The sequence below is a fragment of the Pseudothioclava alba genome (genome assembly GCF_033100795.1).
Taxonomy (GTDB): domain Bacteria; phylum Pseudomonadota; class Alphaproteobacteria; order Rhodobacterales; family Rhodobacteraceae; genus Pseudothioclava.
In genome coordinates, this window is the sequence record NZ_JAWLVI010000001.1 from 944,221 (window position 1) to 958,158 (window position 13,938).

The 13,938-nt window shown below is 64.2% G+C and carries 15 protein-coding genes; 7 read left to right on the forward strand and 8 right to left on the reverse strand.

Annotation, left to right across the window (positions count from 1 at the left end):
- Window positions 1-11: 11 nt before the first annotated feature.
- The 3 genes from RYZ20_RS04560 to RYZ20_RS04570 are packed head-to-tail and all read right to left on the reverse strand — an operon-like array spanning window position 12 to window position 3,190.
- A complete protein-coding gene (locus RYZ20_RS04560) occupies window positions 12-821 on the reverse strand; it encodes a transglutaminase family protein (protein ID WP_317670787.1) in 810 nt (269 codons plus the stop codon).
- Complete coding sequence (locus RYZ20_RS04565; RefSeq protein ID WP_317670789.1) at window positions 818-1,771, reverse strand: alpha-E domain-containing protein; 954 nt, start codon at window positions 1,769-1,771, stop codon at window positions 818-820. Before RYZ20_RS04565 ends, RYZ20_RS04560 begins: the two co-directional genes overlap by 4 nt.
- A 6-nt stretch (window positions 1,772-1,777) precedes the next feature.
- Window positions 1,778-3,190, reverse strand: a complete 1,413-nt coding sequence (locus RYZ20_RS04570; RefSeq protein ID WP_317670791.1) for a circularly permuted type 2 ATP-grasp protein — start codon at window positions 3,188-3,190, stop codon at window positions 1,778-1,780.
- 209 nt (window positions 3,191-3,399) lie between these two features.
- On the opposite strand from RYZ20_RS04570, the gene RYZ20_RS04575 reads away from it, so the two are divergent.
- The 3 genes from RYZ20_RS04575 (at window position 3,400) to RYZ20_RS04585 (ending at window position 6,175) form a co-directional block, all read left to right on the forward strand.
- Window positions 3,400-5,211, forward strand: coding sequence for a M3 family oligoendopeptidase (locus RYZ20_RS04575; protein WP_317670793.1), 1,812 nt, complete (start codon window positions 3,400-3,402; stop codon window positions 5,209-5,211).
- Window positions 5,211-5,507, forward strand: coding sequence for a hypothetical protein (locus RYZ20_RS04580; RefSeq protein ID WP_317670794.1), 297 nt, complete (start codon window positions 5,211-5,213; stop codon window positions 5,505-5,507). Before RYZ20_RS04575 ends, RYZ20_RS04580 begins: the two co-directional genes overlap by 1 nt.
- An 80-nt stretch (window positions 5,508-5,587) precedes the next feature.
- On the forward strand, window positions 5,588-6,175 hold the full coding sequence (locus RYZ20_RS04585; RefSeq protein WP_317670795.1) for a hypothetical protein: 588 nt from the start codon (window positions 5,588-5,590) through the stop codon (window positions 6,173-6,175).
- On the opposite strand, the gene RYZ20_RS04590 is transcribed toward RYZ20_RS04585, so the two are convergent.
- From RYZ20_RS04590 to lgt, 5 genes are all read right to left on the reverse strand, one after another.
- The gene (locus RYZ20_RS04590; RefSeq protein WP_317670797.1) at window positions 6,172-6,993 is read right to left on the reverse strand and encodes a Hint domain-containing protein; all 822 of its coding nucleotides are present in this window, start codon (window positions 6,991-6,993) and stop codon (window positions 6,172-6,174) included. The two genes, RYZ20_RS04585 and RYZ20_RS04590, sit on opposite strands and share 4 nt — an antisense overlap.
- Before the next feature lie 316 nt (window positions 6,994-7,309).
- The gene (locus RYZ20_RS04595) at window positions 7,310-7,468 is read right to left on the reverse strand and encodes a hypothetical protein (protein ID WP_317670799.1); all 159 of its coding nucleotides are present in this window, start codon (window positions 7,466-7,468) and stop codon (window positions 7,310-7,312) included.
- A 244-nt stretch (window positions 7,469-7,712) separates the two neighbouring features.
- On the reverse strand, window positions 7,713-8,474 hold the full coding sequence (gene pgeF, locus RYZ20_RS04600; RefSeq protein ID WP_317671344.1) for a peptidoglycan editing factor PgeF: 762 nt from the start codon (window positions 8,472-8,474) through the stop codon (window positions 7,713-7,715).
- A 16-nt stretch (window positions 8,475-8,490) separates the two neighbouring features.
- Window positions 8,491-9,573 (reverse strand): class I SAM-dependent methyltransferase, encoded by a 1,083-nt coding sequence (locus tag RYZ20_RS04605; protein WP_317670800.1) that lies wholly within the window; start codon window positions 9,571-9,573, stop codon window positions 8,491-8,493.
- On the reverse strand, window positions 9,570-10,457 hold the full coding sequence (lgt, locus tag RYZ20_RS04610) for a prolipoprotein diacylglyceryl transferase (protein WP_317670801.1): 888 nt from the start codon (window positions 10,455-10,457) through the stop codon (window positions 9,570-9,572). The genes RYZ20_RS04605 and lgt overlap by 4 nt, the downstream gene beginning before the upstream one ends.
- Before the next feature lie 123 nt (window positions 10,458-10,580).
- On the opposite strand from lgt, the gene RYZ20_RS04615 reads away from it, so the two are divergent.
- From RYZ20_RS04615 to RYZ20_RS04630, 4 genes are all read left to right on the forward strand, one after another.
- Window positions 10,581-10,850, forward strand: coding sequence for an accessory factor UbiK family protein (locus RYZ20_RS04615; RefSeq protein WP_317670803.1), 270 nt, complete (start codon window positions 10,581-10,583; stop codon window positions 10,848-10,850).
- 374 nt (window positions 10,851-11,224) lie between these two features.
- On the forward strand, window positions 11,225-11,686 hold the full coding sequence (locus RYZ20_RS04620) for a hypothetical protein (protein WP_317670805.1): 462 nt from the start codon (window positions 11,225-11,227) through the stop codon (window positions 11,684-11,686).
- A 102-nt stretch (window positions 11,687-11,788) separates the two neighbouring features.
- A complete protein-coding gene (locus RYZ20_RS04625; RefSeq protein ID WP_317670806.1) occupies window positions 11,789-12,889 on the forward strand; it encodes an ABC transporter substrate-binding protein in 1,101 nt (366 codons plus the stop codon).
- Complete coding sequence (locus RYZ20_RS04630) at window positions 12,886-13,938, forward strand: FecCD family ABC transporter permease (RefSeq protein WP_317670808.1); 1,053 nt, start codon at window positions 12,886-12,888, stop codon at window positions 13,936-13,938. Before RYZ20_RS04625 ends, RYZ20_RS04630 begins: the two co-directional genes overlap by 4 nt.

A 13,938-nucleotide genomic window follows, 5' to 3' on the forward strand; every position in this document is an offset into this window, starting at 1 on the left:
ACGTCGGCAATCTATTGCTGTGCGCTCGCAAGAGCAACCGTCACATCCATGCTCTCTGCCCCAACGCCCCGGGCAACACCCCGGATCGGCGCGGCCCCTTGCGCATCCAGCCCCGAGCCAAGCCTGATATAGCGCGCATCCGGGCAGCATCGGTTCGCCGCATCAAACCCCACCCAGCCCAGTCCGTCGATGTAAACCTCGGCCCAGGCGTGCGCGGCCTCGTGCGGGGTGCCATCCTCAGAGGCGAACAGATACCCCGAGACATAGCGCGCGGGCATCTCAAGGCAGCGCGCCATCGCGATCAGCGCGTGGGCGTGGTCCTGACAGACCCCCTCGCCCAGGGCCAGCGCCTCGGCGGCGGTGGTATGGGCGTGGGTCACACCGGGGCGATAGGCGATGGCCTCGGCCACGGCACCCGACAGACGGTGCGCCGTATCCAGCGCACCCGAAGCACCAGCCGCCGATTGCGCCAGATCGCGCAGCGCCTGATCAGCCTCGGTCGGGACAGTGTCGCGCAGGTAAACCTCGGGGGCGATGGTCTCGCGGTGACCTTGTAGAACCCCCGCCAGATCGGTTGTCTCGACCTGCCCCGCGACGCGCACCACCACCGCCTCCAGCGGGCCGCGCAGCGTCCAGCTTTCGATTTTGTCGCCCGCGCCGTCGCGAAACGTTGCCCCGCGCGTGCCCCCCTCGATCTGCACCGACCAGTCGATCACCCGCTGCCCGTCAAAGCGCGACGGGAACACCCGCAAAGACTGCGCCGCCGACAGCATCGGCCGGTCGTAGCTATAGGTCGTGACATGAGAAACCGTCAGGATCATCGCGCTTCCCCGCTCAGATAGGCGTCATGGACCAGAACCGACAGCGCGCCCACTTCGCGGATATAGCGGTTCAGAAACTCGTGCAGCCCTTCGTCGAAAATCTCTTCGACGCGGGTTTCGGCAATATCGCCCACCAGCGCGCGGGCCCGGCGCTGCGCGGGGCCACAGTGGTTATACTCCCGCGCCAGCGCATCCAGATGCGTCATCGCCGCCTCAAGCGAGGTAATCAGCGCACGCGGGCATTGCCGGTTCAGCGTCAGGAAATGCGCGATCTTGGCCGCCGTGATCTCGCCGCCATAGGCCCAGTGAAACGCGCGGTGCACCGAAAGCGCGCGCAAAAGCACCTGCCACTGATAATTATCCAGCGCCGAGCCGATCATATCGACCGCGGGCAGCAGAACATAGTATTTCACGTCCAGAAGCCGCGCCGTGTTATCCGCCCGCTCCAGCGCGAAGCCGATGTTGAGGAAATGATACCCCTCGTTGCGCAAAAGCGTGGCCTCGATCGCGCCGCGCACCATCGCGGTCTGGCGCATCACCCAATCGGTCAGGTCGGTCAGCTCCATCTCCGAGCGCGGGCGGCGTTCCAGCGCCTTGATCTCCTGATAGGTGGTATTGAGCGCGTCCCAGACCTGCGCGGTGATTGCGGTCCGCACGATGCGGGCGTTTTCGCGCGCGGCATGGATGCACGAAATCACCGAAGACGGATTGTCGCGATCGAAGAACAGGTAGCTTTCGATATTGCGCTGAACAGGGTCGCCGTATTTCGCGGCAAAGCCGTCGCTTGTGCCTGAGGCCAGAAGCAGGCTTTCCCATTCCGAGCGGTAGCCATGCCCCGCCGAGGGCATCAGTGCGATGCGCGCGCCCACCTCAAGCAGGCGCGCTGTTGTTTCCGCGCGTTCGATATAGCGCGCGATCCAGAAAAGGTTTTCGGCCGTCCGGCTTAGCATGTCATGTCACTCCGCCAGAACCCAGGTATCTTTCACGCCACCCCCTTGCGAGGAGTTGACGACCAGCGAGCCTTCCGTCAGCGCGACCCGCGTCAGCCCGCCCGGCACCAGCTCGATCGTCTCGCCCACAAGGCAGAAGGGGCGCAGATCGACGTGCCGCGGCGCCACGCCCTCTTCGACGAAGGTCGGCGTGGTCGACAGCGCCAGCGTCGGCTGCGCGATGTAATTATCGGGGTCGGCCACGATCTTGTGGCGGAAGGCCTCGATCTGTTCTTTCGTCGATTTGGGGCCGACCAGCATCCCGTAACCACCCGAGCCGTGGACCTCTTTCACCACCAGCTCGGACAGGTGTTCAAGCACATATTTCAGCTCGTCCGGCTTGGCGCATTGCCAGGTGGGGACGTTCTCAAGGATCGGCTCTTCGCCCAGATAGAAGCGGATCATGTCGGGGACGAAAGTGTAGATCGCCTTGTCATCCGCCACGCCCGCCCCCGGCGCCGAGGCAATCGTCACCCCGCCCGAGCGGTAGACATCCATCAGCCCCGGAACGCCCAGCATCGAATCCGGCCGGAAGCACAGCGGGTCAAGGAAGGCATCATCCAGACGGCGATAGATCACATCGACCTTCTTCGGGCCCCGCGTCGTGCGCATCCAGACAAAGCCGCCCTCGACGAACAGGTCTGCCCCCTCAACCAGCTCGACCCCCATCAGGTCGGCCAGGAAGGAATGTTCGTAATAGGCCGAGTTGAAATGCCCGGGCGTCAGGATCACGATGGTCGGGTCGCGTTCGCATTTCACCGGCGCGACCGAGGCCAGCGTGCGCCGCAACAGCCCCGCGTATCCATCCACCGGCTCGATCCGGTTTTCACGGAAAAGCTGCGGGAACATGCGCATCATGATCTCGCGGTTCTCCAGCATATAGCTGACGCCAGAGGGCGTGCGGCAGTTGTCTTCCAGCACATAGAACTGGTCCGGCCCCGTCCGCACAAGGTCGATGCCAACGATATGCGAATAGATCCCACGCGGCGGCGCAAAGCCGACCACCGCCTGTTCATAGGCCTCGTTCTGATAGACCAGACGCGCCGGAATACGGCCAGCGCGGATGATCTCGCCGCGCCCGTAGACATCCAGAAGAAAGGCGTTCAGCGCGCGGGCGCGTTGCTTGATACCACGCTCCAGCCTGCGCCACTCGGACTGTGCAAAGACGCGCGGGAACATATCGAAGGGGATCAGGCGGTCCGGGTCTCCGCCCTCGCCATAAACCGCAAACGTAATCCCGATGCGGCGAAACAGTGCCTCCGCTTCGGCCTGTTTCATCTGGCGCAGCTCGGCAGGCATGGCGCGGGTCCAGTCTTCAAGTCGCGCATAGGGCAGGCGCGTCTGGCCGCCCTCGAACATCTCGTTGAAATAAGTGGTCATGATACCTCGAGACGATAGAACTGGTTAAACTCTAGGCAGCCCTGCGGGAATGGGAAGCGCTTCGGGCAACAATTCGGCACATTCGCCCCGAACGATGCAAAACAGAGCAGCATCTGCCTGATTTTTAGCCACTTCACCCCCAAACCGCCCCTTGCAGCCGCCCCTGCCCTGCCCCTATCTGTTGGAGACAGTTTTCAACGAGGCCGCCCATGACGATCAAACTCCCGACCCCCGTATTTGACGCACATTCCTCGGCCGGGGGCTTTGGGGAGCTGCCGGAATGGGACCTGAGCGACCTTTACACCGCCCCCGATGCGCCTGAATACGAGCGCGACATGGGCTGGCTTGAAACCGAATGCGCGGCTTTCGCGGCGGATTACGAGGGCAAGCTGGCAGCCCTTGATGCAGCAGGCATGGCGGACTGCATCCGCCGCTACGAGGCGATCGAAACCACCGCCGGACGCATCATGTCCTACGCGGGCCTGCGCTATTACCAGAACACCGTCGATGCCGGCCGCGCCAAATTCATGGCCGACGCGCAGGACCGGATCACAACCTTCACCACGCCGCTGGTGTTCTTCTCGCTTGAATTCAACCGGATCGAGGACACCACCTACGAGGCGGTTTTTGCCGATCCGGCGGTCGCGCGCTACAAGCCCGTCTTTGACCGGATGCGCGCGATGAAGCCGCACCAGCTTTCGGACGAGCTTGAGAAATTCCTGCACGACCAATCGGTTGTGGGGGCTGCTGCATGGAACCGCCTGTTCGATGAAACCACCGCCGCGCTGGAATTTACCGTCGATGGCGAGGTGTTGAACCTTGAGGCCACGACGACGCTTCTGTCCGACCACAACCGCGACAAGCGGCAAGCGGCGGCGCAGGAACTGGCCCGCGTATTCGGCCAGAACATCAAGCTGTTCGCCCGCGTCCACAACACGCTGGCGAAGGAAAAGGAAATCGAGGATCGCTGGCGCAAGATGCCGACGCCGCAGACCGGGCGCCACCTGTCGAACCACGTCGAACCCGAGGTCGTCGAGGCGCTGCGCAACGCGGTTGTGGCCGCCTATCCGCGCCTGTCGCACCGCTATTATGCGCTGAAAGCCAAGTGGCTGGGCCTCGACACGCTGCAAGTCTGGGACCGGAACGCCCCCTTGCCGACCGAGGCCCCGCGCTCCATCGGCTGGGACGAGGCGCGCCAGACCGTGCTGGACGCCTATTCCGCCTTTGATCCGCGTATGGCCAAGATCGCTGAGCCGTTTTTTGAGAAGGGCTGGATTGATGCGGGGGTGAAACCGGGCAAGGCTCCGGGTGCGTTTGCCCATCCGACCGTAACATCCGTCCACCCCTATGTGATGCTGAACTATCTGGGCAAGCCGCGCGATGTGATGACGCTTGCCCACGAGCTTGGCCACGGCGTCCATCAGGTGCTGGCGGCAAAGCAGGGCGAGATGCTGTCCTCGACGCCGCTGACGCTGGCTGAAACTGCAAGTGTATTTGGCGAGATGCTGACCTTCCGCAAGCTGCTGGATGGCGCGAAAACCCCTGCCGAGCGCAAGACGCTTCTGGCGGGCAAGGTCGAGGACATGATCAACACGGTCGTGCGCCAGATCGCGTTTTATGATTTCGAGTGCAAGCTCCACGCGGCCCGCGCCAAGGGCGAACTGACGCCGGACGAGATCAACGATCTTTGGATGTCGGTGCAGGGCGAAAGCCTTGGTCCGGCGTTTGAATTCATGCCCGGATACGAGACCTTCTGGTCCTACATCCCGCATTTCGTCCACTCGCCCTTCTACGTCTACGCCTATGCCTTTGGCGACGGGTTGGTGAACGCGCTTTACGCGACCTATGCAGGCGGGCTTGAAGGCTTCGAGGACAAGTATTTCGCCATGCTCGAAGCGGGCGGGTCGATGCACCACAAAGAGCTGCTCGCGCCGTTCGGCCTTGATGCGACGGACCCCGCCTTCTGGGACAAGGGTCTGTCGATGATCGCGGGCTTCATCGACGAGCTGGAAACGCTCTGATGCACAACACCGGGCCGGGGATTGTTCTGCATGTTCCCGGCCCGATGTCTGCCGCCGATGGCTCGGGGTTGCACGGGTTTCCGGCCAAGCTGTTCGAGGGATTTGCGCAAGCGGGCGCGCGTGTCGAGCTGCGCACCCGCGATTTCGCAGCCCTTGAAGCGATGGGAGACACACCCGACTTCCACATCGTCTGGCAGGGCCATACCTGCCACCCGCGCCTGTTGAACACTGCCGTCGGCTATATCTTTCCGTTCTGGTATCTGGCCCGACCGGCGTTTATGGCGCCTCAAGCCTGACGGACGGCCCTTTCGAGGCCAGCACCCAAGACCCGATCGAGGCGCACGCCTTCTTTGACCGGCTGCATAAACGGCTGGTCGTGGCACGCAAAAGCCGCCTGCCCCAGCCCGAAGAACATACCCCCCTGCCCGACAATGCGATCGCGATTTTCCTGCAAGGCTGGTCGGAGCCCACGGAACGCCTGCGCCACATGACCGAGCCCGAGATGGTCGCCGCAGTGCTGGCCGATACCGGCGGGCGACCCGTCATCATCAAGCCCCATCCGCAGACACGCGACCGCGAAACCTTTGAATTGCTGGCCAGTTTGCGCAACGATCCGCGTGTGACGATCTGCTTCGGGAATATTCACGACATTCTGGCGAAGGCGGCCGTGTCCGTGTCGCTTTGTTCGTCGGTCTCGCTTGAAGGGATGCTGCACCGCTGTCCGGCGGTGCTGTTCGGGCGCTCGGATTTCCATCATTGCGCGCAAACCGTGAGGCGCGCCGAAGACTGGCCGGACGCCTGCGCGGGCGCCCTTGGCACCGATTGGCCCTACGAGGCCTTCGTGCACTGGTTCCTTGCGCAAAACATGATCAACGCAGGCCGCCCCGATCTGTTGCAGCAAGTCACGCGCCGCATCGCAGCCCAAGGGGTTGATCTGACGGAGCTAGGGCTGGCGCGGGTTTAACCCAGCAGCTCCTCGACCTCGAACCGGGTCAGGCGCGGCAGGGCGAGCGGCCCGAAATCGCGCACCGTCCGCATCTGCGGGAACATGCCTTCGAACAACGAGAGCATCCGCGGGTCGATCATCTCTTCCAGCCCCTCGCCGGGGTGGTAGCTTTCGACCTCAAGCCCCAGAACCTTCAGCGTCGCGTGACGCTCAAGCACCAGATGGTAAACCGTCACCGGCGAGGCAGGCGTCACCTCGATCACGCTGACCCCGTCGATAAAGGCACGCGCAGGAACATGCGCGGCCTCCAGACCCGTCATCTGGCGCAGGCGGGCGTCGCGCAGGCAAATGCGCGCGCGCGGCCCAAGAACAAGATCGGGCAAGGGGCGCCCCGGACCCATCGCCTCGGCAGTGATCCGCGTCAGCCCCGCGCTTTGGCCAGCCTCTTGCTGATTGGGAAACAGCATCATCGACCCGACCCATGTGACGCGCTCCATCGCGCCATCCGCGGTCAGAACCCGCATCCCCGGCACAACGTCCTCGATCGCGACAGGCCCGCACTCGCTGGTCAGCACCGCACCGCGCGCCAGCGCCGAGAACGCCTCTTCGAACAGGGGGGTTGCGGGAGCGATGCGCGTCGAGCTGTCAATATCACCGCTCGAAGTCAGCCACATCGCCTCGTATCGGCGCGTCATCGGCATCGCGCGCACCGGGCGCGGCGGCGTCAGCCCTTTGGGAGCAGGCGTCTTGATCCGCGGCAGGCGATCCGGCAGCGGTGCGGTCTGGGCTGCCCCCGCCGAGGAATACCCCGGCGCAGCCCGATGAGGAAACGACATGCGATCAGCCTTTCGGTCTGGTCACATCTGCGCGGCCCCCACCGGATGCAGATTGACTATGCACAAGTTGCACAGCCTGCCCGTGCAGGTCAAATTTTTCGGTAAATTACAATGGGATTGCAGGGTAATGGCGCCTGCCGTCGCCGGACTGTTCCGCCCTCGTGAACGCCCTGCCACAATCGCGCCACAATTGCCCCAACTTCGCCCGAATGCGATTCGGGGGTAAAGAAGGCCGGGGTTGGCAGCCCCCGGCCAGTCCTCCCCGCGCGCGCCCGCATGACAGGGCATAATCGGCGGGGCAGGAGGAACCTGCGGATCAGGAGGCGCGCAGCACGCGCGGTGCGGCGGCGCGGGTCTCACGGCGCGCGATCATTTCAGCGCGGCGCTCGCCACGGGCCCAGGGCATCTGCACGTCGGCCTTTGCGGCCTCCGCGATTACCGAGGTCATCCAGCGGCGCGTTTTCTTCGGGGTCATAGCTCGTGCTCCTGCTTATCCGTATCACTCTCGGGTCTGTTGCCCGTCTGGCGACAGTTATGCCAAGGCAATGCGGCAGGGTTTTGGCAGGTAAACAATTTTCTCGCCGGAAACGATCAATGCGGGGCGATCACGAAGATTGTTTCGAAACCCAAAGAAATTAACGGCTTTTTGCCTGCCGCGCCGCTTCGGCTGAACGAATTGCGTCCGATCTGAGACCGACCTTGCCGAAATCCCGCCCCAATCAGAGCCGGATAACCGAAATCAGCCGCCCGTAATCGGCCTCGCCCGCATGGGTGCTGCGGCGGTAGGAGTAGAATCGGTCCGGTTCGTTATAGGTGCAGTGGTGTATCCATTCGGCGTGCCCCACGCCCGCCTCGCGCAGACGATACAGCCCAAAAGAAGGCAGATCGAAGATCGGCTTGTCGGTCGGGCCTTGGGTGAAAAACCGTGCATAAGCAGGATCTTCAAGCGTGAATTGATCCATGAAGTCCCAACCGACCTCGTAGCATTGCTGCGAGATGCACGGTCCTATCACCGCCGAGATCTCCGCGCGGCGCGCGCCAAGGGTTTCCATCGCGGCGATGGTGTTTTCCAGCACCCCTTCCAGCGCACCGCGCCAGCCCGCATGTGCCGCGCCGATCACCCCCGCTTCGCGGTCGGCAAACAGCACCGGCTGGCAATCGGCGGTCAGGATACTCAGCAGAACACCGGGCGTATTCGTCACCAGCGCATCGGCCTCGACCGGCGCCTCAAGCGGGCCAGTGACCGCTACGACATCGGGGGAATGGGTCTGGTAGACGCCCACAAGCTGCGCGGGCGTCAGATCGAACGCCTCGGCCACGCGGGCGCGGTTGACGGTGACAGCCTCGGTCAGGTCGCTGGAGCCATGCCCGCAGTTCAACCCGCTGAACACCCCCGAGGACGCCCCGCCCTTGCGCGTCATGAAGCCGTGGCGCACCCCTTCAAGAGCCGGAGACGTCAGAATTTCAAGCGTTGCGGGCATCGGGCGCTCCACCGGATCAATGGTCAATTTGGTCAAAGCCCGGAACAGGCGGGGCCGTCACGGGCGAGATCGCAAGGGTCTGGAACAGGTGACCCATTTCTTCGGGATGGGTCAAGCGCCGATGCGCGGCAATATGCGCCTCAAGCGCCGGGCCGGTCAGCGATTTGGCCAAAGCTTGGGCACGCGGCGTAATTCCCAGCCGTTCAAGCAACGCGCCTTGCCCCGTCATCGCAGAGACTCGCGCCCCCGCCGCCCGAGCCGCCTGCGCAAGAGGTTCGAAATCGACATGCGCGGTCAGGTCCGCCTCGCCCGGATCGGCAAAAGGATCAACCATTTCATGGGCTTTGAGCGCCTGGAACGTATCGCCAAGGCTGCGCCAATTCCCATAGTCGATGACAATTGCAACCCCGCCCCGCGCGGCGATCTGTCCGGCAATCCGGCCCGCGATCTGCGGGGCAAGGGGGCAAATCTCGACCACATCGCCCTCTTGAGTATCCAGCAGCCGGTGTTCGAGAAGCGCGTAATTCGTGGGCGGCGTCAGCCCCAGCCCCAATGCCCCATCCGCTCCAAGCCCGATCTGCCGCTCGGCCCATCCCTCGCCGCGGCGTTCGAACTGGCGGATCGGAAGCGCATCGAAAAACTCGTTCGCGACCAGAAACAATGGCCCGTCGGGAAGGCTCTCGACGCTGTCGTGCCAGACGGGGGCATAGGCCGACAACCGTTGCCCCTGAACCGCGCGCAGCGTGGGCGAGGCTTCGACCAGATGCACCTCGGCGGCCTCGGCCATCCCCGGAACCGCGCGCATCGCGCGGAGCATATCGGCCATCAAGGTGCCCCGCCCCGGCCCTGGCTCGGCCAGAATGAACCGCGAAGGGCGCCCCTGATCCAGCCAGACCTGCGCAAGGCACAGACCCAGCATCTCTCCGAACATCTGGCTGATCTCGGGGGCGGTTATGAAATCACCCTTGGCTCCGAACGGATCGCGGGTCGCGTAATAGCCGTGGTCTGGGTGCAGCAGGCATTCGGCCATATAGTGATCCAGCCGCATCGGCCCTTCGCGGGAAATCTGCGCCGCAATGATGTCGCGCAACGCACTCATCCGCGCCGCCCCGCCCGCATCGCGCGCAACAGGAAAAACCCGCCCGCAAGGATCATCGGCAGCGACAGGATTTGCCCCATCGTCAGCCCAAGATCGCCAAAGCGCAGCACATAGCCCATCGGGTTTTCCAGCGTCATGAACTGCGCGTCCGCCTGCCGGAACAGCTCGACGAAGGCGCGCGACAGACCATAGCCCAGCAAAAACACGCCCAGCATCATGCCGGGCCGGCGCAGCGCACCAGCCGAGAGCATCACCCACAGGATCACGCCCAGAACCAGCCCCTCCAGCCCCGCTTCATAAAGCTGTGAGGCATGGCGCGCGCAGGCGCCATCCACCTGCCCCGCGATGCCAAGGCAGCTCTGCGCCTCTAGCCCTGGGAACACCACGCCCCATGCGAGATCGGTCGGGCGCCCCCAAAGCTCGGGCTTGATGAAATTCGCAACGCGGCCAAGGAACAGCCCGACCGGCGCAACCAGCGCAAAAGAATCCGCGATCGCCAGCTTCTCGATCCCGTGGCGATGGCAATAGATCAGCCCCGCGATGACAACCCCCAGGAAGCCCCCGTGAAAGGACATGCCGCCCTCCCAGATCTTCAGGATTTCGAGCGGATGCGACAGGTAATAACCCGGCTGATAAAACAGCACATAGCCCAGCCTCCCGCCAAGGATCACCCCAAGCACAACCGCCGTCAGCAGGTCTTCGACGCGCGCAGGCTCCATCGGCGCGCCCCCTCCCCACAAGCGCGGGCGCTTCATCAGCCCCATGATGATCTGCCATCCCGCCACCAGTCCCGCGATATAGGCCAGCGCATACCAGCGGATCGGCAAGTCCACCACCGGGATCACAAAGGCATTCGGGTCAATCTGCGGAAAGGGAATAGCCATCCTCGGTCCTTTCTGGGGCGTCAAGGCGCAAGTGATCTTGCACAGGCGGCGAAGTCAACCTTGTCTCCGCGCGCAGAGCAGACCATATAGGGGCAAACACAGCCCAAAGCCGGAGCGACCCAGATGCAAGCGCCCAACAAGATCTTCGACGAGATGTCCAAGCTGATGACCAATGCGATGGGCGTGGCCCAAGGCGCCAAATCCGAGGCCGAAACCGCGATGAAGGGCTGGATGGATCGCTGGCTGGCCGAGCGCGATTTCGTCACCCGCGAAGAGTTCGACGCGGTGAAGGCGATGGCCCAAAAAGCCCGCGAAGAGAACGAAGCCCTCAAAGCCCGCCTCGACGCGCTTGAGGCCGCCCCGAAGAAAGCCCCCGCCAAAAAAGGCGCGTGATCGGAGGGGAATGTTCCTCCGCCTATATGGCAGCTGTTTGGGACTTTGCTGCCATTTCCTGCGCGCAGATCAAAGTCTGGTCCCAGCCCCTTATGGACATTCATGCCCAGCGCGGCATGCCTTATGGGCCCGACGCGCAGGTCGGTTTCTTGCGAATGCGAGAGCCTGATTTCTGCGACAGAAGCCGACCTTTCTGGGCGGTTGGATGTGGCCGGTCCTGTCCGAGGTCAAAGCGCCGCTCAGTCTTGTCTGCGCTGCGGGAGCTTGTGACACATCGGACGGGGCGATCGCAAACTTAGGCGAGCGATCGAAGCGCCAGTCAGAATGTCGCGGATTTTCTGGATCTTTTGATAAAGATCAAGTATCATCTTGGTGTGATCCGCTACCCAGACCCTATGCGCCCAATCCCGCCCTCTTCTTTCCTGCAAAGCCACCGCCGCCTGCGCGCGGGTTTTGGCTTCGCGCAGGCGATGCTGAGCGGACTTCTGCTGCTTGCGCTGATCGTTGCCGGCTCGGTCCCCGAGGGGATGATGCGGGTGGCCGACGGGTCCGGGCTGCGGCTGGTGCTGTGCACCCCCGAAGGCCCGCGCGAGATTTGGATGGATGCCAAAGGCGTGGCGCACGACCGCGCGCCGTTGCCCGATCAGAACCACGAGACCGGCAAATGTCTTTCGGTAACGATGGCGTTCGCGGCGGTCCAAAGTGACCTTGGCACCCTTGCCGAGCCCGCGCATTTCGACCGTTTCCGCCCCGATCTGACGGCGCCCCGGCCCGCCACCGCGCCGCCGCAACACCGCCCACAGCCCCGCGCACCTCCCGTTTTCCGTCTCTCCTGACCGCTCGCGGCCCGGCTTGTCCGTGGCCCGCCCGCGCGCTTGCGCGCAGATGACCCGCGCCCGCGCCCTTTGCGCTGGCCCGTCAACCCCATGGAGATACGTATGAAACTCGCAACTCTTGCGACCACGGTCGCACTTTCGCTCGCCCTCACCCCCGCTCTCGCGCTTGCCCATGAGATGATCACCGATCTCGACGGGCGCTCGGTGATGATTCATGAAACGCCCAAACGTGTGGCGCTCGGCTTTTACTACGAGGATTACCTCGCGGTGACCGGCCCCGAGGGCGCGGCAAAGATTGTCTCGCTCTCGCGCGCGCCGTGGGCCGACTGGCGACCGGGGCAATGGGCTGCCTATACGGCGGTTTTCCCCGCGCTTGAAACGCTCCCCGATTTCGGCAATGCCGATGACAACACGTTTTCGGTCGAGGCGCTGATTGCCTCGAAGCCCGATGTGGCGATCCTGTCCACCTGGCAGACGGCGTCGCTTGGCGAACCGGGCGTGAAGCAGATCGAAGATGCGGGCATTGCCGTGGTGGCGATTGATTACAACGCCCAAACGCTCGAGCGCCACCTGCTCTCGACCCGCGTATTGGGTGCGGTGATGGGCCAGCCCGAGCGCGCCGAGGCCTTGGCCGCGATGTATGAGGCCAAGACCGCCGACACCGCCGCGCGCATCGCCAAGGCCGGGCCTTCTGGCAAGAAAATCTATGTCGAACTGGCGCAAAAGGGGCCGGGCGAGATCGGCAACACCTATGGCAAGGGCATGTGGGCCGGCGTGATCGACCTCGTGGGCGGCGAGAATATCGCCAAGGGCCAGATCGAAAACTGGGGCCCGCTCTCGCCCGAATATGTAATTGCGGCGCAGCCCGATGTGATTTTGCTCGCTGGCTCGGAATGGCTCAACAAACCCGAGGCGGTGCTTTTGGGCTTTGGCAAAAGCGATGCGGCCGCGCAGCCCAAAATGGCGGCCTATGCAACCCGCGCCGGTTGGGCCGATCTGCCTGCGGTGAAATCGCGCGAGGTTTACGGCATCTATCACGGCGGCAACCGCACGCTGTCGGATTTCGTCTATGCCCGCACCATCGCCAAGGCGCTTTACCCCGAGGCTTTTGCCGATGTCGATCCGGCCGCCGAGCTGGTGGACTATTACAAGGCTTGGCTGCCGGTCGCGCCCGACGGCACCTTCGTGACGAAACTGCAATGACCGCGCTACCCGTTCCCGCCCTTGATCGGTGGCGGGCGCGGGCGGCCCGGCAGGGGGCGGCGGTGCTGATCGCCGCCCTCGTGCTCGCCGCTTTCGCGCTGCTTGATCTGATGACCGGCCCCTCGGGGATGACGCCGGGGGCGCTGTGGCACGCGGCCCTTGCCGGCCCCGAGGGCGCCGACCGCGCCGCCGCCACGATCTTTTGGCAAATCCGGCTGCCACAGCTGTGCATGGGGCTGATCGTCGGCGCATCGCTGGGCCTTGCGGGGCTTTTGATGCAGACGATCCTCGCCAATCCGCTGGCCTCGCCCTTCACGCTGGGCTTTTCCGCCGCGGCCGGTTTTGGCGCGGCGCTCGCGATCATGGGCGGCACGCTCATCCCGTTGCCGCTGCCGGGCTGGCTGCTCACCCCTGCCTTGGCCTTTGCCGCCACCCTCGCCGCCACCGCGCTCGTTTGGCTTGTGGCGCGCGCGCGCGGCACCGCGCCGGAAACCCTCGTGCTTGCGGGCATTGCGGTGATGTTCTTCTTTCAGTCGGCGCAATCGCTGATGCAATTCATGGCCTCGCCCGAGGTGCTTGCGCAGATCGTGTTCTGGCTCTTCGGCTCGCTTCTCAAGGCAAACTGGGTGGCGGTGACGGTCTCGGGCACGATCCTGCTGGTCTGCCTGCCGCTTCTGGTCCGCGATCTCTGGGCACTGACCAGCCTGCGTCTGGGCGAGGCCCATGCCGCCTCGCTTGGGCTTGACGTTGCGGCGCTGCGCCGGCGCGCCTTCTTGATCACCGCGCTTCTGACCGCGGGGGCGGTCAGCTTCACCGGCACCATCGGCTTTGTCGGGCTGATCGCGCCGCATGTCGCGCGTGCGCTGGTGGGCGAGGATCACCGCCTTGGCCTGCCCGCCGCCGCCATTGCCGGTGCGTTGATCCTGATTGCGGCCTCGGTCACCGGCAAGGTTTTGTCGCAGGGCGCGGCAATTCCGGTTGGCATCGTCACGGCGGTGGCGGGGGTGCCGATGCTGCTTGCGGTGATCCTGACGAAGAAGGGGGGCTAA